The sequence below is a fragment of the Micromonospora humida genome, from assembly GCF_016901255.1.
GTDB classification, from domain to species: domain Bacteria; phylum Actinomycetota; class Actinomycetes; order Mycobacteriales; family Micromonosporaceae; genus Micromonospora; species Micromonospora wenchangensis.
Genome location: NZ_JAFEUC010000014.1, coordinates 183450 through 201051, shown reverse-complemented (window position 1 = coordinate 201051; position 17602 = coordinate 183450). Strand labels below are relative to the sequence as shown.

At 72.9% G+C, this 17602-nt stretch carries 19 protein-coding genes; 8 read left to right on the top strand and 11 right to left on the bottom strand.

The window, feature by feature from the left end:
• Window positions 1-6: 6 nt before the first annotated feature.
• Together JQX11_RS25610 and JQX11_RS25605 are read left to right on the top strand one after the other, a co-directional pair.
• Entirely contained in the window at window positions 7-1410 is a 1404-nt protein-coding gene (locus tag JQX11_RS25610; RefSeq protein ID WP_204927496.1) for an EamA family transporter, read from the top strand.
• A gap of 1 nt (window position 1411) precedes the next feature.
• Window positions 1412-2326, top strand: a complete 915-nt coding sequence (locus JQX11_RS25605) for a PLP-dependent cysteine synthase family protein (protein ID WP_204927495.1) — start codon at window positions 1412-1414, stop codon at window positions 2324-2326.
• Between the two features lie 87 nt (window positions 2327-2413).
• Here the strand turns inward: JQX11_RS25605 and JQX11_RS25600 are convergent, their stop codons facing one another.
• Together JQX11_RS25600 and JQX11_RS25595 are read right to left on the bottom strand one after the other, a co-directional pair.
• Complete coding sequence (locus JQX11_RS25600; RefSeq protein ID WP_204927494.1) at window positions 2414-3259, bottom strand: hypothetical protein; 846 nt, start codon at window positions 3257-3259, stop codon at window positions 2414-2416.
• A gap of 185 nt (window positions 3260-3444) precedes the next feature.
• Window positions 3445-4227 carry a DUF4245 domain-containing protein gene (locus tag JQX11_RS25595; protein ID WP_204927493.1) on the bottom strand — a complete coding sequence of 261 codons (783 nt, stop codon included), beginning with the start codon at window positions 4225-4227 and terminating at the stop codon, window positions 3445-3447.
• Between the two features lie 158 nt (window positions 4228-4385).
• Between JQX11_RS25595 and glpX the strand changes: the two genes are divergently transcribed.
• Both glpX and JQX11_RS25585 read left to right on the top strand, forming a co-directional pair.
• On the top strand, window positions 4386-5417 hold the full coding sequence (glpX, locus tag JQX11_RS25590) for a class II fructose-bisphosphatase (RefSeq protein WP_088643985.1): 1032 nt from the start codon (window positions 4386-4388) through the stop codon (window positions 5415-5417).
• Window positions 5414-6385 (top strand): DMT family transporter, encoded by a 972-nt coding sequence (locus tag JQX11_RS25585; RefSeq protein WP_204927492.1) that lies wholly within the window; start codon window positions 5414-5416, stop codon window positions 6383-6385. The genes glpX and JQX11_RS25585 overlap by 4 nt, the downstream gene beginning before the upstream one ends.
• Before the next feature lie 41 nt (window positions 6386-6426).
• Here the strand turns inward: JQX11_RS25585 and JQX11_RS25580 are convergent, their stop codons facing one another.
• Complete coding sequence (locus tag JQX11_RS25580) at window positions 6427-7380, bottom strand: NAD-dependent epimerase/dehydratase family protein (protein WP_204927491.1); 954 nt, start codon at window positions 7378-7380, stop codon at window positions 6427-6429.
• A gap of 142 nt (window positions 7381-7522) precedes the next feature.
• On the opposite strand from JQX11_RS25580, the gene JQX11_RS25575 reads away from it, so the two are divergent.
• On the top strand, window positions 7523-8209 hold the full coding sequence (locus tag JQX11_RS25575) for a TetR/AcrR family transcriptional regulator (protein ID WP_204927490.1): 687 nt from the start codon (window positions 7523-7525) through the stop codon (window positions 8207-8209).
• Between the two features lie 64 nt (window positions 8210-8273).
• Here the strand turns inward: JQX11_RS25575 and JQX11_RS25570 are convergent, their stop codons facing one another.
• The 6 genes from JQX11_RS25570 to JQX11_RS25545 form a co-directional block, all read right to left on the bottom strand.
• Window positions 8274-9242 carry an NAD(P)/FAD-dependent oxidoreductase gene (locus tag JQX11_RS25570; protein WP_204927489.1) on the bottom strand — a complete coding sequence of 323 codons (969 nt, stop codon included), beginning with the start codon at window positions 9240-9242 and terminating at the stop codon, window positions 8274-8276.
• 132 nt (window positions 9243-9374) lie between these two features.
• Window positions 9375-10028: a rhomboid family intramembrane serine protease gene (locus tag JQX11_RS25565; RefSeq protein ID WP_088643980.1), complete on the bottom strand. Its 654-nt coding sequence runs from the start codon at window positions 10026-10028 to the stop codon at window positions 9375-9377.
• Window positions 10029-10142: 114 nt separating this feature from the next.
• Window positions 10143-10838 (bottom strand): aggregation-promoting factor C-terminal-like domain-containing protein, encoded by a 696-nt coding sequence (locus JQX11_RS25560; protein ID WP_204927488.1) that lies wholly within the window; start codon window positions 10836-10838, stop codon window positions 10143-10145.
• 284 nt (window positions 10839-11122) lie between these two features.
• Complete coding sequence (gene phoH2, locus JQX11_RS25555; RefSeq protein WP_204927487.1) at window positions 11123-12538, bottom strand: RNA 5'-3' helicase PhoH2; 1416 nt, start codon at window positions 12536-12538, stop codon at window positions 11123-11125.
• Window positions 12539-12878: 340 nt separating this feature from the next.
• Window positions 12879-13220 carry a hypothetical protein gene (locus JQX11_RS25550; protein ID WP_204927486.1) on the bottom strand — a complete coding sequence of 114 codons (342 nt, stop codon included), beginning with the start codon at window positions 13218-13220 and terminating at the stop codon, window positions 12879-12881.
• Between the two features lie 31 nt (window positions 13221-13251).
• Window positions 13252-13596 carry a hypothetical protein gene (locus JQX11_RS25545; RefSeq protein ID WP_088643976.1) on the bottom strand — a complete coding sequence of 115 codons (345 nt, stop codon included), beginning with the start codon at window positions 13594-13596 and terminating at the stop codon, window positions 13252-13254.
• A gap of 265 nt (window positions 13597-13861) precedes the next feature.
• On the opposite strand from JQX11_RS25545, the gene JQX11_RS25540 reads away from it, so the two are divergent.
• The 3 genes from JQX11_RS25540 to otsB all read left to right on the top strand — a co-directional run bounded on the left by JQX11_RS25540 (window position 13862) and on the right by otsB (window position 15733).
• The gene (locus tag JQX11_RS25540; RefSeq protein ID WP_204927485.1) at window positions 13862-14302 is read left to right on the top strand and encodes an XRE family transcriptional regulator; all 441 of its coding nucleotides are present in this window, start codon (window positions 13862-13864) and stop codon (window positions 14300-14302) included.
• A 162-nt stretch (window positions 14303-14464) separates the two neighbouring features.
• Window positions 14465-14818 (top strand): hypothetical protein, encoded by a 354-nt coding sequence (locus JQX11_RS25535; protein ID WP_204927484.1) that lies wholly within the window; start codon window positions 14465-14467, stop codon window positions 14816-14818.
• A 90-nt stretch (window positions 14819-14908) separates the two neighbouring features.
• Complete coding sequence (otsB, locus tag JQX11_RS25530) at window positions 14909-15733, top strand: trehalose-phosphatase (RefSeq protein ID WP_204927483.1); 825 nt, start codon at window positions 14909-14911, stop codon at window positions 15731-15733.
• A gap of 53 nt (window positions 15734-15786) precedes the next feature.
• Here otsB and JQX11_RS25525 read toward each other — a convergent pair whose 3' ends face one another.
• Both JQX11_RS25525 and JQX11_RS25520 read right to left on the bottom strand, forming a co-directional pair.
• Complete coding sequence (locus JQX11_RS25525; RefSeq protein WP_204927482.1) at window positions 15787-16557, bottom strand: isoprenyl transferase; 771 nt, start codon at window positions 16555-16557, stop codon at window positions 15787-15789.
• A 155-nt stretch (window positions 16558-16712) separates the two neighbouring features.
• Window positions 16713-17573, bottom strand: a complete 861-nt coding sequence (locus JQX11_RS25520; RefSeq protein ID WP_204927481.1) for a hypothetical protein — start codon at window positions 17571-17573, stop codon at window positions 16713-16715.
• Window positions 17574-17602 lie beyond the last annotated feature (29 nt).

Here is a 17602-nt window from a genome sequence, read left to right as displayed (position 1 = left end):
GATGAGATGACGAACCACACCGGCGCCCGCGCCGGCCGCTGGCAGCTCGGGCTGCTCTACCTGCTGGTGTGCCTGATCTGGGGCACCACCTGGTACGGCATGAAGATGAGCGTGGAAACCCTGCCGCCGATCACCGCGGCCGGGTTGCGCTTTTTGGTGGCCTTCCCGTTCCTGCTCGCCGTCTGCCTCGCCGCGCCGGGGGTGTCGCTGCTGCCGCCGCCGGGCCGACGCTGGGTGGTGCCGTTCATCGCGGTGGTCTACATCGCCGTCCCGTACGCGCTGATCAACTACGGCGAGCAGCACATCAGCTCCGGCCTGGCGGCGTTGATCTTCTCGTCGGTCGTGGTCTTCCTGCTGCTCTTCTCGGTGCTGATCTCGCGGATCTCGGTGAGCTGGACGCAGTGGGCCGGCGTGGTGGTCGGGCTCGGCTGCCTGGTCGGCATCGTCCAGCTCACCGCCGGGATCAGCGCCCGGGGCGTGCTGGCACCGGCCGCCGTGCTGCTCGCCGCGGTCATGCACGCCCTGACGTACGCGGTGATGGCCCGCTACGGCGGCACCGTGCACGTGCTCACCCAGGAGACCCTGCCGATCGGGCTCGGGGCGCTGGGGCTGGTGGTGCTCGGGGCGTTCGTCGAGCGGCCCGACCTGGGCGCGATCTCCGGCCGCTCGCTGACCGGGGTGCTCTACCTCGGTCTGGTCGGCTCGGTGATCGGTTTCGCCGCCTACTTCTACCTGCTCCAGCACGTCGACGCGGTCCTGGTGTCGTACGTCTTCGTGCTCTTCCCGGTGGTGGCGCTGTTCGGGTCGGCGCTGCTGGAGAACTCGGCGCTGCCGGCCCTGGCGGTGGGCCTCGCGGTGGTCATGCTCGCCGCGTTCGGGCTGACCAAGAAGGCCACCGGGGGCGGTTCGGCGGCCACGCCCGCGCCGGTGGTCCCGGACGACGGGGCGACGCTCGACGGGTCCACCCTCGACACGATCTTCGAGCACGCCCGGGTCGCCTACCCGGGCGAGGCGTGCGGTTTCGTGCACGCCAGCGGGCGGGTGCACGAGGCCCGCAACACGGCCGACGAGATGCACCGCAAGGACCCGGTCCGGTTCCCGCGCACCGCCGCGACCGGCTACGTGCTGGCCCCGGCCGACCTGATGTACCTGGAGGACAACCTCGACGTGGACGACCCGGTGGTGGTGCTCTACCACTCGCACCCCAACGGGCGGGCCTACTTCAGCGACGAGGACCGGCGCAACGCGCTCGTCGACGGGGTGCCGCTCTATCCGACGCTGGAGCAGTTGGTGGTCGGCATCGACGACACCGGCGTCCGGGAGGCCCGGTTGTTCCGGTGCGTCGACGGCGAGTACACCGAGCTGCGTTTCCTGCCCGGCCCGGACCGGCGTACGGCGGAGGTGGGCTGAGATGGGCATCCGTGACTCGATCCTCGACACCGTGGGGGGCACCCCGCTGGTGCGGCTCAGCCGGCTCACCGCCGACCTGCCCGGGGAGATCCTGCTCAAGCTGGAGCTGAACAACCCGGGCGGCAGCCACAAGATGCGCATCGCGCTGAACATGATCCGGGCGGCGGAACGGGAGGGTCTGCTCAAGCCGGGTTCCGGGCAGACCATCCTGGAGCCGACCGGCGGCAACACCGGGATGGGGATCGCGATCGCCGCCGCGGTGCTCGGCTACCGGGTGGTGCTGGTCATCCCGGACAACTACAGCGAGTCGAAGCGTCGCCTGCTGGCCAGCTTCGGGGTGGACGTCCGGCTCTCGGACAGCACCCGGGGCAACAACTCGCACGGCGAGCTGGCCACCGAGATCCAGTTCGAGCACCCCGAGTACGTGATGCTCAACCAGGCGGCCAACCCGGCCAACCCGGAGATCCACCGGCTGACCACGGTCCGCGAGATCATCGCCGACCTGGACGGCACCCGGGTGGACGCCTACGTGGCAGGCATCGGCACCGGCGGCCACCTGACCGGCATCGGCGAGGTGCTCCGGCAGCACCAGGGGGGGCTGCGCATCCTCGGGGTGCAGCCGCAGGGGTGCGACATGTTCGCCGACGTGTTCGTCCCGCACCGCATCCAGGGGCTGTCCATCGGCATGATCCCGCCGGTGCTCAACACGGAGATCATCGACGAGATGGTCACGGTGAGCGAGGCGGACGCGATCGACGGGATGCGCCGCCTGATGGAGTGCGAGGGCATCGGCGCGGGGCCGTCGACCGGCGCGAACATCGCCGCGTGCCGCCGGCTGCTGGCCGCCTCGGACGAGCCGCTGACGCTGCTGACGGTGGCCTACGACCGGGTCAACGACTACCTGGAACTGCTCTGAGCCGGGGCTGACCGCAGCACCGGGTGCTGCGGCGGAGACGACGACGGCGGGGTGGCCCCGGGGCCACCCCGCCGTCGGTACACACGCTCAGCTGAACAGGTTGTAGAACTCCTGCGGCGCCTCGACCACCTGGTCGGCGGCGGGCTTCTGGGCGGCGGTGGCGTTGCCGTAGTCAGAGTAGGTGATCTTGATGTCCTGCGCGGCGCTCTGGCCGGCGGCCGGGATCTGGACCACCAGCTCACTGAGCCGGCCCTGCGGGTCCAGCTTCGCGGTGAACGGCACCGACTGCGCCTGCGCGCCCAGTGCGCTGATCACCGTCTGGTCGACGGAACCCGCCTCGGCGGCCTTCGACACGTCCAGGGTGCCGGCGTAGCTGCCCTCCCCGGTCTGCCGGACCTCGGTGATGCCCTGGGTCAGCACGGCGCTGCCGGCCGGGTCGACCTTCTCGAAGTCGAACCCGAGCGACTTGTTGCCCTTGATCCGGGTCTGGTCGAGGTGCTGGTACTTGCCGAGGTTGAGCTTCTGCGCGCCGGGGATGCTGCTGGCGGACTTGCCGCCCAGGTCGAGCTTGACCCAGCTGTCCGGCTTGGCGTGGATCAGGTCCAGGTTCATCATCAGGTCCGACGACGCGTCCCCGATGCTCAGCTTCATCTGGGCGCTCTGGCTGGGCTGGTGCACCTGCCCCTCGGCGGTCGACCCCACCCCGCTCATGGTGAACCGGAAGTTGCCGTTGCGGATCTCGTTGGTGGAGTCCAGCAGGGCCTGCTTGGCCTCGGAGGTGCCGGGCGAGGCGCTGCCCGGGGCGACGCTGCCGGAGACCGACGGGGACGCGGAGGACCCCGCCTCACCGGTGCCGGAGTTGTTGCAGGCGGCCAGGCCGGGGGTGAGCAGCGCTGCGGCGAAGACCGCCGTACTGAAACGTCGAATGGTCACGTCGGGTTCTCCAGTCGGGTCGTCCGGCCCCCGGCGGGCACCGGGGGCGTGCCGGCACGGGCGTGACACTTCCCGCGCGGCGCACGGCCCCCGCCCGGTCGGACCGGCCCGGGGTCGTGTCCCTTCTGTTCCCGGACGTCGCCTTCCGCAATCCCCCCGGCCCGGTCCACCCGTACCGCCGCCGGTCAGCGCAGTGCGCCGGCCAGCTCCCGCAGCTCGTTGTCGCGGGCGTCGCCCACCACGATCACCGTACGGTTCGGTTCGAGGAGCACCAGCGCCTGCTCGTTGCCCCGCCCGGTGTACCGCTGCCAGTTCGCCCCACCCAGGTCGGCCGGCCCCTGCGGCTGCCCCTGCGCGGTCAGCTCGGCGGGGATCAGCCGCTGCGGCGGCACGGTGCTCTGCACCAGCTGGGCACCCCGCCCCTCCGGGGTGAGATACCCCACCCGCAGGGTCGCGCCGTCGTCGACGGTACGGAAACTGGCGCTCACCGTCCGCCAGCCGTCGCCCAGCCCGGACGGCTCGGCGACGGGGAAGACGTTCGCGGCGCGGGCCTGCTCGTAGGCGGGGGCGGCGTCGACCGTGGTGGGCTGCTCGCCGCCGAGGAAGCCCCGGTAGAAGGCGAGCAGCAGAGCGATCGGCACCAGCAGGACCAGCAGCGACAGGGCCATGTCCTTGGGCGAACGCTCGGAACGGGGCCGCCCCGGGCGCCCGGGACGCGCCGTCGCCGCCCGGTCCGGCGACCCGGCCCCGGCGACCAACGCCGGTTCGGGCTCCCCCGCGACGGGCGTCGGCTCCGGGTCGCCGCCGGCCACGAGGGCCGGCTCGGGCTCGCCGCTGGCCGGCGTACCCGCGCCGCCGCCCGGCGCGGACCCGGTGGGAGCGTCGTCGGCGGCCGGTGGCACCGGCGGCCGGCCGTCCGGCGGGGTCGGGTCGGCGGGTACGCGGTCGGCAGGCTGTGCGGCTTCCACCGGCACATTCTCGCAGCCGCCCGGTGGGGCGATCCCGCCCACCATCGCCCCGCCCCGCCCCCGGACCTGGCATCGTGTGAGGATCAGCGACACAGCCGGCAGGGGGCGACCTGCGTCCCCGCCTGCCCACCCCGCACCGTCGCGAGGAGGAAGCCGCCATGACGAACACCAGGACGCGGGTCCCGCAGGACCTCGACCGTAACCTCGCCCTCGACCTGGTCCGGGTCACCGAGGCCGCGGCGATGGCCGCCGGCCGGTGGGTCGGCCGGGGCGACAAGGAGGGTGGCGACGGGGCAGCCGTCGACGCCATGCGCAAGCTGATCAACTCGATCCAGATGCGCGGCGTCGTGGTGATCGGCGAGGGCGAGAAGGACAACGCGCCGATGCTGTTCAACGGCGAGCAGGTGGGCGACGGCACCGGCCCCGAGGTGGACGTGGCGGTGGACCCGGTCGACGGCACCACGCTGATGAGCAAGGGCATGCCCAACGCGCTCGCCGTGCTGGCCGTCTCGGAGCGGGGGGCGATGTTCGACCCGAGCGCCGTCTTCTACATGGAGAAGCTGGCCGTCGGCCCGGATTACGCCGACGTGGTGGACATCGAGGCCGGCCCGGCGGAGAACATCCGGCGGATCGCCAAGGTCAAGGGCACCGAGGTGGCCGAGGTCACCGTCTGCGTGCTGGACCGGTCCCGGCACGACGACCTGGTCGGGCAGATCCGGCGGACCGGGGCCGGCATCCGGTTCATCTCCGACGGCGACATCGCCGGGTCGATCGCCGCCGCCCGCGGTGAGTCGGGGGTCGACGTGCTGATGGGCATCGGCGGCACCCCGGAGGGGATCATCTCGGCGTGCGCGCTCAAGTGCATGGGCGGGGCGATGCAGGCGAAGCTCTGGCCGCAGGACGCGCAGGAGCGGGAGAAGGCGCTCGCCGCCGGGCACGACCTGGACCGGGTGCTCGGCACCGACGACCTGGTCACCGGGGACAACTGCTTCTTCGTGGCGACCGGGGTGACCTCCGGTGACCTGCTGCGCGGGGTGCGGTACCAGGCGGGCGGGGCGTACACCCAGTCGATCGTGATGCGGTCCAAGAGCGGCACGATCCGGGTGATCGACTCGTACCACCGGTTGGAGAAGCTGGCCCTCTATTCGGCGGTGGACTTCGACGGCAGGCCCCTGGCAGAGCAGGAGTGACAGTTTCCGGCACCGCCGCCCCTCCCGTCCTGTCCGCCGCCCGTCGGGTCGCCGGCATCGGGTTGGCCACCGCCGCCGGCGTCGGCGTGGCCGTGCAGTCCCGGATCAACGGCGAGCTGGGCGTACGCCTGGCCGACGGCATCGCCGCCGCGGTGGTCTCCTTCGGCGTGGGGTTGCTGGTGCTGCTGGTGCTGGTCCCGGCCCTGCCCGGGGGGCGGCGCGGCCTGGCCGACCTGCGCGCGGCGCTGCGGTCCGGGGCGCTGCGTCCCTGGCAGTTGCTGGGCGGGGTGTGCGGCGCGTTCCTGGTCGCCACCCAGGGGCTCACCATCGGGGCGCTCGGCGTGGCGGTGTTCACGGTGGCGGTGGTGGCCGGGCAGTCGGCCAGCAGCCTGGCGGTGGACCGGGCGGGCATCGGGCCGGGCGGGCGGCAGCCGGTGACGGGCTCCCGGCTGGCCGGTGCGGTGCTGACCGTGCTGGCCGTGCTGCTGGCGGTCGGTGACCGGCTCGGCGACCCGGGCACCCTGGTGCTGGCCCTGCTGCCGTTGCTGGCCGGGTTGGGGCTGGCCTGGCAGCAGGCGGTCAACGGGCTGGTCCGGGCGGCGTCGGGCAGTGCGCTCGTCGCCACCGGGGTCAACTTCGCCGTCGGTACGGTGGCCCTGCTTGTCGCTTTCGGCGTGGACCTGGCGGTCCGGGGTGCTCCCGGTGGCGCGCTGCCGACCGAGCCGTGGCTGTATCTGGGTGGCCCGATCGGCATCGTCTTCATCGCGGTCGCGGCGGCGATCGTCCGGTTCACCGGGGTGCTGCTGCTGGGGCTGGCCACCATCGCCGGTCAGGTCGTCGGGGCCGTCGTGCTGGACGTGGTGCTGCCGACGTCGGCGTCGCACCCGGGCCCGGCCACCCTGGCCGGCGCGCTGCTGACCCTGGTCGCGGTGCTGGTGGCGGCGCTGGGCCCGGTCCCGCGCCGCTGACCCGACCCGACCGTGCCTGCGGCCCACGCACCGGGCGGCGGTCAGGGGGTCGCGCCCGCCGGGGTGGGCGTCCCGAGGGTGGCGGTGAGGGTGCGGACGGTAGCGGTCAGCGCCTCGTCCAGCGGGGTCGGGGTGATGCCGAGGACGGTGGTGGCCCGGGTCGAGTCCATCACGAACGGCCGGGCGAACTGGTGCGCGGTCTCCCGCAGCTCACGGGCGAAGGGGTCGGTCAGGCCGCCGAGCCAGAGCAGCGGGTAGGGCAGCCGGGTCAGTTTCGGCGGCGGGGCGTCGGCCAGCTCGGCCGCCCGGACGGCCAGCTCGCGGACGCTGGTGGGCGCGGGGCTCGGCACGTGCCAGGCGTGCCCCCAGGCCCGCTCGTCGGCCGCGGCGGCGACCAGGGTACGCACCACGTCCCCGACGTACGTCCAGGTGTGCGCGGCGTCCCAGTTCACCGGCAGGAGGACCCGCTGGCCGGCGAGCACCTTCGGCAGCACCAGCGGCAGCAGGGAGTTGCCCTCGGCACCGAGGTAGTCCGAGCCGCGTACCTCGCTGGTCCGGACCCGGCCGGCGCGGTGGGCGGCGAGCGCCTCGGTCCACATCCGGTTGCGGATCCGTCCCTTGGTGCCGGTGGCGGCGAGCGGGGTGTCCTCGGTCATCGGCGCGTCGACCGGGCCGTAGCCGTAGAGGCAGCCGACGGTGGCGAGCACCGCGCCGGTGCGCTCGGCGGTGGTGAGCAGCGCGTCGGCCAGCGGCGGCCAGTCGGTGGCCCACCGGTGGTAGGCCGGGTTGGCGCAGTTGTAGAGCGCGACCGCCCCGTCGGTGAGGGTGGTCAGCCGGTCGGTGTCGGCGGCGTCGGCGGCGATCCGCTCGATCGCCGGGTCGACGGGGCCGGTGCCCCGCCGGGTGACGAGCCGGACCTGTTCGCCCCGCTCGGCGAGGTGGTGTGCGGTGGCGGTGCCGACCGGGCCGGCGCCGACGATCACGTGCAGCGACATGGGAAAGCCTTTCGAAGCAGTAGACCTAATCGAGAGCACTGCTCTCGTTGAGCTGCGTCCAGCATGGCCGGCCCCCACCCGCCGAGTCAAGAGCAGTGCTCTCTATTTTGATTGGCGCTCTGTTCCGTGGCAGAGTGGCCGTATGCCGGCTTCCTCGATCCGCGCCCGGCTCCGCGCCGAGATGATCGACGAGATCAAGGCGGTGGCCCGCCGCCACCTCGCCAGCGACGGGGCCGACCTGTCACTGCGGGCGGTCGCCCGGGACATGGGGATGGTCTCGTCGGCGATCTACCGCTACTTCCCCAGCCGGGACGACCTGCTCACCGCGCTGATCATCGAGGCGTACCAGGCGCTCGGCGACGCGGTGGAGGCCGCCGACGCCGCCGTCGACCGGGCCGACCTGCGTGGCCGCTGGCACGCCGTCTGCCGGGCCGCCCGCACCTGGGCGCTGGCCCACCCCGCCGAGTACGCCCTGCTCTACGGCAGCCCCGTGCCCGGGTACGCCGCCCCCGTCGACACCGTGCTCCCCGCGCAGCGCCCGCCGCTGACCCTGCTCGGCATCCTCCGCGACGGGATGGCCGCCGGCCGGATCACCCCGCCCGACGACGACCTGCCCGAGCCGGTCCGGGCCGACCTGGCCGAGATCGCCGCCGGACTCTTCCCCGGCCTGCCCGAGGCCCTGCTCGCCCGGGGCATGGCCGGCTGGACCCAGCTCTTCGGGCTGATCAGCTTCGACCTCTTCGGCCGCCTCGACCCGGTCGTCCCGCACCGGGACGCCTACTTCGACCACCAGACCGCCCTGATGGCCGACCTCGTCGGCCTGCCCTGACCCCGCCCGCCGGGCGTCACCGCCCCTGACCGGCCCGCACCCGGGCCCAGCCTGCCCGACCCGGTCAGCCGGCGTCGGAGGAGTGGCCGGGGAAGAGGTGGGCCGCCGGGTCGATGGCGACGGCCGCGTTGTTGACGGCGGTGGCGGCCTCGCCGAAGCCGGTGGCGATCAGCCGCACCTTGCCCGGGTACTCGGTGATGTCACCGGCGGCGAAGACCCGGGGCAGGTTGGTCGCCATCGCGCTGTCCACCACGATGTGCCGGCGGTCCAGCCGTAACCCCCACTCGGCCAGCGGCCCCAGGTCGGCGGTGAAGCCGAGCGCCGCGACCACCGTGTCGACAGGCAGGGTCTCGGCCGCCCCGCCCCGGACGGTGATCTCGGCGGCGGTGACCGTGTCGTCGCCGTAGAGCCGGGTCACCTCCGCGTTGACCACGACCCGCACCGGCAGCGACAGCACCCGGGCCACGGTCGCGGCGTGCGCCCGGAACCGTTCCCGGCGGTGCACCAGGGTCACCGAGCGGGCCAGCGGTTGCAGGGTGGCCGCCCAGTCGAACGCCGAGTCACCGCCACCCACGATCAGCACGTCCCGGTCGGCCAGCGCGGTCGGCTCCGGTACGAAGTAGACGATCCCGCCGCCGACGAAGCTGTCCGCGACCGGCAGCGGGCGCGGGGTGAAGCTGCCCAGCCCGCCGGTGACCAGCACCGCGCCGCAGCGCAACTGCTCGCCGCCGGCCAGGCCCAGCACCGGTCGGCCGTCGGTGTGGGCGAGCTTCTCGGCCCGGGTGCCGAGCAGGTACTCCGGGTGGAAGGGCGCGGCCTGGGCAAGCAGGTTGGCGACCAGGTCCCGGCCCTTGACGGCGGGAAAGCCGGCGACGTCGAGGATCAGCTTCTCCGGGTACATGGCGGTGATCTGCCCGCCCGGCTCGGGCAGCGCGTCGACGACCGCCACCGACAGCCCCCGGAAACCCGCGTAGTACGCGGCGAACAGCCCCGTCGGGCCGGCTCCGATCAGGGCGACATCGACCTCGCGCATGGGCGTACCGTCGCTTTCCGCTGGCGATCAACGTGCGCCGCGCCGGTGGCGGGGCGACGCGTGCTGCTGCCGACGGTAGGCCCGGCGCGCGGTCCGGGCAAGCATTCCCGCTCCGCCACGCGGGTCGTCCGCTCAGGGAGTCAGGGTGGACTCCACCCGGTACTCCCGGTACGGGTCGTAGGGGCGGCGACGCCGGAACAGGATCGCCGCGACCACCCCGCCGAGCAGCCCGAACAGGTGCCCCTGCCAGGAGATCCGCTCGTCGGTGGGCAGGATGCCGAGCAGTTGCCAGCCGTAGAGCAGGCCGACCAGCAGCACCACCCCGAAGTTCCACCAGCTCCGCTCGACGACGCCCCGGGTGAACAGCAGACCCAGGTAGCCGAAGATGACCCCGCTCGCGCCGACGACGACCGAGTTGGGCGAGCCGGTGAACCAGACGCCGAGCCCGCTGACCAGGATGATGACCAGGGTGGACCAGAGGAAGCGGCGGGTGCCGGCGGCCAGCACGAAGGTGCCGAGCAGGATCAGCGGGATGCTGTTGCTGTAGAGGTGGTCGAAGCCGTGGTGCAGGAACGGCGAGAAGAACACCCCGTCGAGCCCCTGGACGCGCTGCGGGATGATCCCGGCGGCCACGTCGAGCCCGAAGCCGAGCCCCTGGTCGAGGGCCTCGATGAGGAAGAGGAACGGCACCACCGCGCACATGGCGACGAAGGCCCGGCCGAGGGATGCGTAGAACGCCTCGGTGCCGAACCGGTCGGGGTCGCCGCCCGTCGGGTGCAGGGTCACCCCACCATGGCTATCAGCATTCTTCGCCGACCGCCACCCGGGTCCCGCGCCACCGGGGGTACGCAGACGGCGGGGCGGGTGGTCGCCCACCCGCCCCGCCGTTGCGGTCGTCGCTCAGTACCAGCCGGAACTCTGGCTCTTGGCCCAGGCGCCGCACGGGCTGTCGTACCGGCCCTCGATGTAGCCGAGGCCCCACTTGATCTGGGTGACCGGGTTGGTCTTCCAGTCGCTGGCGACCGAGCTCATCTTGCTGCCCGGCACGGCCTGCGGGATGCCGTACGCGCCGGACGAGGAGTTGCTGGCCTTGGGGTTCCAGCCGCTCTCCTTGTTCCAGAGCTTGTCCAGGCAGGGCATCTGGTCGATCTTGAAGCCCGCCTGGAGGAGCATCGCGCAACCGGTCTTGCGGTGCCCGCTGTACGAGCTGCACGAGGCGGGGACCGGGCCGGCGAAGGACTTGATCTTCCCGTCCTCCTCCTTTGCCTTGGCCTCGGCCTCGCGCTCCTTCTTCCGCGACGCGGCGGCGGCCTCGGCGGCCTTGGCCCGCTGGGCGGCTTCCTTGGCCGCCGCGGCGGCCCGCAGCTTCGCCTGGTACTCGGCGGACCGCTGCTTCGCGGACTCCCGCCGGTGGTCGGCCTGCCGGTCACGCTGGTAGTCGTACTCGGCCTGGTCGACCTGGAGGCCGACCTGCGCGGTCAGGCCCTGTTGCTGGGTTTCCCGGTCTTCGCCCAGATAGAAACCGCCGGCAACGCCCACGGAGAGCAGTGCGACAGCGGCCGTACGGGCGCCGAACCGGCTCCACAGCCGACTCACGAAGTGTCCCTTCGTCGGGGGCAAGGACGCGGCGCGGACCGGCCCTCGACGGACGCGGTCGTGCCACGAGCGCCCCGACCTGAGCCGGTCGCCACCGACGCACCGGCAGGGGGTGGCTGTGCGCCCCCAGGGGGACGAACGGTCACCAACACCCCCACCGGGACGTGGACGCTCGTGGGACACGATTGCGCACAGTGAGGCTGATGGGAAACCCACCGGCCATTTTGTGACCTGTGCCACAAAGTGAATGCGGACGATGAGGGGCGACCCCCTGCCCGCGACGGTCAGCCCGGGATGTCCTCCAACAGATCCGTCACCATCGCCGCGATCGGGGACCGCTCGGACCTGTTCAACGTGACGTGCGCGAAGAGCGGGTGCCCCTTCAACGCCTCGATCACCGCCGTCACCCCGTCGTGCCGCCCGACCCGCAGGTTGTCCCGCTGGGCGACGTCGTGGGTGAGCACCACCCGCGAGCCCTGCCCGATCCGGGACAGCACGGTGAGCAGTACGCCCCGCTCCAGCGACTGGGCCTCGTCGACGATGACGAAGGCGTCGTGCAGGCTCCGGCCCCGGATGTGGGTCAACGGAAGGACCTCCAGGATGCCCCGCGAGGTGACCTCCTCCAGCACGTTCTCGTGCACCACCGCCCCGAGGGTGTCGAACACGGCCTGCGCCCAGGGCGACATCTTCTCCGACTCGGACCCGGGCAGGTAGCCCAACTCCTGCCCGCCGACGGCGTAGAGCGGCCGGAAGACGACCACCTTCTTGTGCCGGCGGCGCTCCATCACCGCCTCCAGCCCGGCGCACAGTGCCAGCGCCGACTTGCCGGTGCCGGCCCGGCCACCCAGCGACACGATCCCGATCGACTCGTCGAGCAGCAGGTCCAGCGCGATGCGCTGCTCGGCCGAGCGGCCGTGCACACCGAACGCCTCGCGGTCGCCGCGCACCAGCCGGACGGTCTTGTCGGGCAGCACCCGGCCCAGGGCCGAGCCCCGGGTGGAGTGCAGCACCAGGCCGGTGTGGCAGGACAGGCCGGCGGCGGCGTCCAGGTCGAGGCAGTCCCCGGCGTAGAGCCGGCCGATCTCGTCCTCACCCAGCTCCAGCTCGGCCATCCCGGTCCAGGTCGGATCGCTGGCCTGGCCGTGCCGGTACTCGTCGGCCCGCAGCCCGACCGAGGCGGCCTTGACCCGCAACGGCATGTCCTTGCTGACCAGCGTCACCTCCCGCCCCTCGGCGGCCAGGTTCAGCGCCACCGACAGGATGCGCGCGTCGTTGGACTCGTTGCGGAACCCGGGGGGCAGGACGCCGTCGTCCGAGTGGTTCAGCTCGACGGTGAGCGTGCCGCCGGACTCGTTGGCGGGCACCGGACGGTCCAGTCGACCGTGCCGGACCCGCAACTCGTCGAGCATGCGCAGGGACTGGCGGGCGAACCAGCCCAGCTCCGGGTGGTGTCGTTTGCCCTCCAACTCCGAGATCACCACGAGCGGCAGGACCACCTCGTGCTCGGCGAAGCGGTGGAAGGCCGCCGGGTCGGACAGGAGCACCGACGTGTCCAGAACGAACACCTGGCCGGCTGGGCCGGGCTCCTCGGGGCCGGGCGGGGCGGCGGCCGCCGAACGGCGGCTCCGGGTGGCTCGGCGGGTCGTGGCAGTCGCGGCCGGGATCTGGTCGACACCGGCGGGCGTACGGCGAGTCGTCACAGGCCTGCTCCGACGGACGGGCATCCGCCATCCGCGTTCCGCCTCCTCCGGTGCCCGGGACACGGGGTCGGATGCGGAACCCCGTGCGCGAGGTCGCAGATCCGGGCGGCCGGCTGACCCGGGAAAACCCCGGGTCATGCCTAGACGCTAGCGGCGCCGGGCCGCCTCGGCTAGAGGGCGGACGAGGATCTCCCGCGCAGCGGGCGCGCCCCGCCCGGTGGGCGGCGCGGACCGGCCGGGATGCCTGCCCCCTGCGCGCATCCCGGCCGGTGCGGCCGCGTCACCGGGCGACGCGGTCGGTGTCGGTACGCCGTACCGACGCTTGTCGGCTCCTGTGGGTTCAGCCGGACCGGCGGACCAGGGTGCCGGTCGGGTGCCGACCGGCGACCGGGCCCGACGGGCTGGCGAACGAGGAGCCGGTGTACGTGGTGCCCTGGCGGACCGCGGGGGCGGGACGCCACGTGGCGTTGGGCGGCACGGCCGGGGCGGTGAGCGCCGAGGCGAGCACGGCCTGGGCGTCGCGCCGCCGCCGGTTCCAGGCGCCCCGGTCCCCGTCGAAGTAGCCCTGCCGGTAGCCGAAGCGGTACCCGATCCGGTAGCTGAGCTGGCCGTGCAACCGGCCGGCGGCGTAGCTGGCCGCCCCGAGGACGAGGACGAGGAACAGGGCGAGCAGGGGGCTCATCGGGCGGCTCCGGTGGGCCGCGGTGGCCGGGTCACCGGTCCTCCGGCTCGGCCGGGCTCGGGTCGACGACCAGCAGCCGTTCCAGGTCCTCGGTGCTGACCTCCTCGACCAGTTCGACGCTGATCCGGCAGCCGTCCAGCACGACCTCGGCCATCGAGGAGCGGCGGATCTCGCCGCCGGCGTCGTAGACCCGGACGCTCATCTCCGGGCAGCCGAGATGGGTCCGCCAGGCGTTCCACTCGTCGCGGTCGCCGACGCTCAGTGACAGGTAGCGGCAGCCCCGGGCGAGGTAGAGCCGCCAGGGCGCGCTCAGCCCGGCGGCGACCCCCTCCGCGATCAGGCCGAAGGCCTGGGCACGGGTCGCGAGTTCGGTCACCGGATCCCCCTCGCACCGGGAGCGTGACGCATGTGAGCACTGATCGTCTCAAGCACGTGACACACCGTAGGTTGTCCCATGAGCGTGACAGTATCAGCTTTTCGTCCGGTTCCCGATCGCCTCGCCTGACGGTATTATGCCCAGGTGAGACCCCTTCGTACCGATCCCTGAGCGGACCCGGTCGACCCGGTGAGGCCGTCTCATATGCGTGACAAAGATCCGCCCCGGGCAGCCCGGACGGGCACTACGGTCGTACGGTTTCGGGGTGACCGAGACCGCCCCCGCCCGGAAGATCGCATTCGCCACCTTCGTTCGTCGGGCGCTCGACGATGCCCGGGCGATGCGCGCCTGGACCGGAACCGAGGTCTCCCGCCGCACCGGCGTCTCCCGCCAGACGATCAACAGGTGGGTCCGCGGCGACTGGGCCAGCGACCCGGAGGCGGAACGGGTGGTGGCGTTCTGTGAGGGGCTGGGCCTCAACCCGGCCGCAGCCTTCGCCGCCCTCGGCTGGGACCGCACCGCCACCCCCCGGGGTGCCCCCGGCACTCCCCCGATGGACCCGGACGTCGAGGCGCTGCTGCGCCGGCTGGTCGATCCCGCCGTGTCGGACGCGGAGAAGTTCCACATCCGAGAAACCATTCGTTACCTCGCATACCGCCCCACTCTCCCGCTCGATGTCCGAAAGGGTGGAGAGCAGGCCGGGTAGTTCCTCAGATGGCGAAAGAACGCCTGAGCAGACCCGATCGTTTCGCTCCGGGCCGGCAACGGGCACGCTAGCGTCCCTATTCGTACTGCTTGGGCTCGTCGTCGGCGGGGGGACGGGACAAGGCCGAACTCAGCCCTGCGGGACAGAAGGAGGGGTCTGTCCATGACCCTGAAGTGGTGGGCAGTCGTGGTCGCGGCAGTCTCCCTGACCGCGTGCGTGACCGCGAACCTGGTGGTCGGCGTGGGGGGGAGCGGGCAGATCCCGCTGGTGTTCAACCTCTTCGCCCTGACCGTCGCCGGCACCGCCGTCGTCCTGGCGGTGGTCGCCGAGCTGCACGACCGGCTCGACGACCGGGTCAGCGCGCTCACCGAGTTCCTGGTGGCGCGGCTCAACGAGATCGAGACCCGCACCGGCGACCGGAACACCGGTTTCGTCGAGGGTTACCTGCTCAACCAGGGCCGGGAGGCCACCGTGGTGCCGTTGGGACGGCGGGGACGGGGAGCCGCCGAACGCTGAGCGGCATTCAGAGACCACACACCCCGGCGGTGTCAAGAAGCCACTCCGAAGCCACGAATCAGCCGCCGCCCCCGGGGTACGCTGTCGCGCGTGCCGCCGTTGAATCTGGGTAACCAGCAGCCGCAGACCCCGCTGGATGCTGAGCACGCCTGGCGTACCACCGCCGAGCGGGCCGCCGACACCGTCCTCTTCTTCGACTTCGACGGCACCCTCGCGCCGGTCGACGACGACCCCACCGCGGTACGCCCCGCACCCAAGGTGCTCGCCGCCCTGGAGGCCCTGGCCCCGGTGGTGCAGCGGGTGGCGATCGTCTCAGCCCGTCCCGTCGACTTCCTCCGTGACCACCTCGGCGGCCTCACCGGGATCGACCTCTACGGACTGTACGGACTGGAGCACAGCCACTCCGGCGGCGAGACCGTCACCGAACCCGCCGCGCTGCCCTGGGTGCCCACCATGGCCGAACTGGCCGATCGGGCCCGCGCCGAACTGCCCGCCGGGGCGCTCGTGGAGTTCAAGCGGCTGAGCGTGGCGCTGCACTGGCGTACCGCGCAGCAGCTCGGCCCGGCGGTCGAGCAGTGGGGGCGGGCGCAGGCCGAACGGCTCGGGCTGCGGGTGCAGGCCGGCCGGATGGTGCTGGAACTCAAGCCCCCCGTCGACCGGGACAAGGGTCTCGTCATCGGTGAGGTGGTCCGGGACGCCGGTGGCGCGTGGTATTTCGGCGACGACGTCTCCGACATCAAGGCGTTCGCGGCACTGCGCGCCCGGTCCGCCGCCGACCCCGGGTTCCTCGGCATCTGCGTGGCGGTGGCCAACCCGGAGACCGGCCGGGAGGTCGCCGAGGCCGCCGACCTCACCATCGACTCCCCCGCCGCGCTGGGCGACTTCCTCACCCGGGCCGTGGACCACCTGACCTGACCGCGCCCGCGCGGGCGTCGACCGGACTGCCGGGGGCGGGGCGCGGCGGCGGGTCAGGTGCCGTAGCGGCGTTGCCGGGTGCCGTAGGAACGCAGTGCGCGCAGGAAGTCGACCCGCCGGAAGTCGGGCCAGTTCAGCTCGCAGAAATAGAACTCCGAGTGCGCCGACTGCCAGAGCATGAAACCGGACAGGCGCTGCTCGCCGCTGGTCCGGATGATCAGATCCGGGTCGGGCAGGCCCCGGGTGTAGAGGTGCTCGGAGATGTGGTCGACGTCCAGCGTGCCGGCCAGCTCCTCGATGGTTCCACCCTTGGCCGCGTGCTCCACCAGCAGCGACCGCACCGCGTCGGTGATCTCGCGCCGGCCGCCGTAGCCGACGGCGATGTTGACCTGCGCGCCGCCGGCGCGTTCCCGGGTGCGTTCCTCGGCGGCCTTGAGCGCCTGGGCGTGCTGGGTGGGCAGCACGTCGAGCGCGCCGACCATCCGCAGCCGCCAGGGGTTGCCCTCCTCGGCCAGCTCGGTGCTGAGATCCTCGATGATCTGGAGCAGCGGGTCGAGTTCCTCCGCCGGCCGGGACAGGTTGTCGGTGGAGAGCAGCCAGAGCGTGACGTGGCCGACACCGGCCGCGTCGCACCAGCGCAGCAGCTCCTTGATCCGCTCGGCACCCATCCGGTGCCCGTCGTTCGGGTCGACGAGGCCCATCTCCCGCGCCCACCGGCGGTTGCCGTCGCACATCACGCCGACGTGGCGGGGCACCGGTCGACCCGCGAGCCTGGCCGTCAGCCGGCGCTCGTAGACGGAGTAGAGGAGTTTCCGCAGAGTCATCACCTTGCAGGGTAGCGACCCACACCGAACATCAGTGCCTCGGTGGCGCACTCCGTGCGTGATCAAGAGAAATACGTCGTCGGCGGGCCGTCCACTGACCCAAATCTCTTGATCACCGGGGCCGGGGCGGGAGGGCGGGGGCGGGGCGTGCGGTCTCACCGGGGCGGGACGGTGGGGGTGTCGGGGGCGCGGTGCAGGGCGTAGAGGGCCAGGGTGGCCGCGGCCAGCAGGGGTGCGCCGTCGCGGATCAGGCCGTCCAGGCCGAGCAGCCACCAGCACAGCGGCAGGTTCACCGCGAGCACGCCCAGGGTGATCGTCACCAGCAGGCGGCGGGCCCACCGCCTGCCGCGCAGCAGGAACGCCGTACAGAACAGCACCAGGTAGCTGACCACGATGCCGGCGGCGAACCAGGCCAGCACCACCGGGACGACGGCGAGCCGGCCGTCCAGCACCGCACCGCCGGCCACCAGCGCCGGCACCAGCATCAGCGGGCTGTACGTGAACGCGGCCACCCGGCTGGTCAGCAGCCAGGCGGTGACCTGGGGGCGTTTCGGGGCCACCTCCCGCCAGGTGATCGTCCCGCCCTCGACGACCAGGCCCTTGCGGTGGCGCACCAGGTGCCCGGCGACCGCCTCGCTGCGGTAGAGCAGCACGACCACGGCGAGGCAGAGCGCGGTGAGCACGGCGAAGCCGACCAGGCCGGGCAGCGGTGGGACACCCTGCCGGGGCACCACCAGCCGGCCGACCGCGAAGACGGTGGTCACGGCGAGGATCAGCCCGAACGGCCGCGCCCCGGCCCGCCCCCGGTTCACCTGCCCGATCAGCACCAGGAAACCCAGCGACCGCAGCATCGCCCAACCGGTGCGGACCGCCAGGCCGAACTCCTGCTCCGGGGCGTACCACCAGTTGAGCAGCTCGACCGCGACGGTGGCGGCGGCGGTCGACGCGAGCAGGGTGGTCAGCACCCGGACGGCGGACGGCCGCCGGACCGGTGGGGTCACGGCGGCCGTCCTCATGACTTGCGGTCTTGCCCGGTACGGGCGAC

Coding starts and splice junctions, on each gene's coding strand:
- JQX11_RS25520 (WP_204927481.1), bottom strand. CDS start 17,573: ATGAGGACGGCCGCCGTGACCCCACCGGTCCGGCGGCCGTCCGCCGTC.
- JQX11_RS25580 (WP_204927491.1), bottom strand. CDS start 7,380: ATGTCGCTGCACGTGATCGTCGGCGCCGGCCCGGTCGGCACCGCCACC.
- JQX11_RS25525 (WP_204927482.1), bottom strand. CDS start 16,557: ATGACTCTGCGGAAACTCCTCTACTCCGTCTACGAGCGCCGGCTGACG.
- JQX11_RS25605 (WP_204927495.1), top strand. CDS start 1,412: ATGGGCATCCGTGACTCGATCCTCGACACCGTGGGGGGCACCCCGCTG.
- JQX11_RS25570 (WP_204927489.1), bottom strand. CDS start 9,242: ATGCGCGAGGTCGATGTCGCCCTGATCGGAGCCGGCCCGACGGGGCTG.
- JQX11_RS25535 (WP_204927484.1), top strand. CDS start 14,465: ATGACCCTGAAGTGGTGGGCAGTCGTGGTCGCGGCAGTCTCCCTGACC.
- JQX11_RS25550 (WP_204927486.1), bottom strand. CDS start 13,220: ATGAGCCCCCTGCTCGCCCTGTTCCTCGTCCTCGTCCTCGGGGCGGCC.
- JQX11_RS25610 (WP_204927496.1), top strand. CDS start 7: ATGACGAACCACACCGGCGCCCGCGCCGGCCGCTGGCAGCTCGGGCTG.
- glpX (WP_088643985.1), top strand. CDS start 4,386: ATGACGAACACCAGGACGCGGGTCCCGCAGGACCTCGACCGTAACCTC.
- JQX11_RS25575 (WP_204927490.1), top strand. CDS start 7,523: ATGCCGGCTTCCTCGATCCGCGCCCGGCTCCGCGCCGAGATGATCGAC.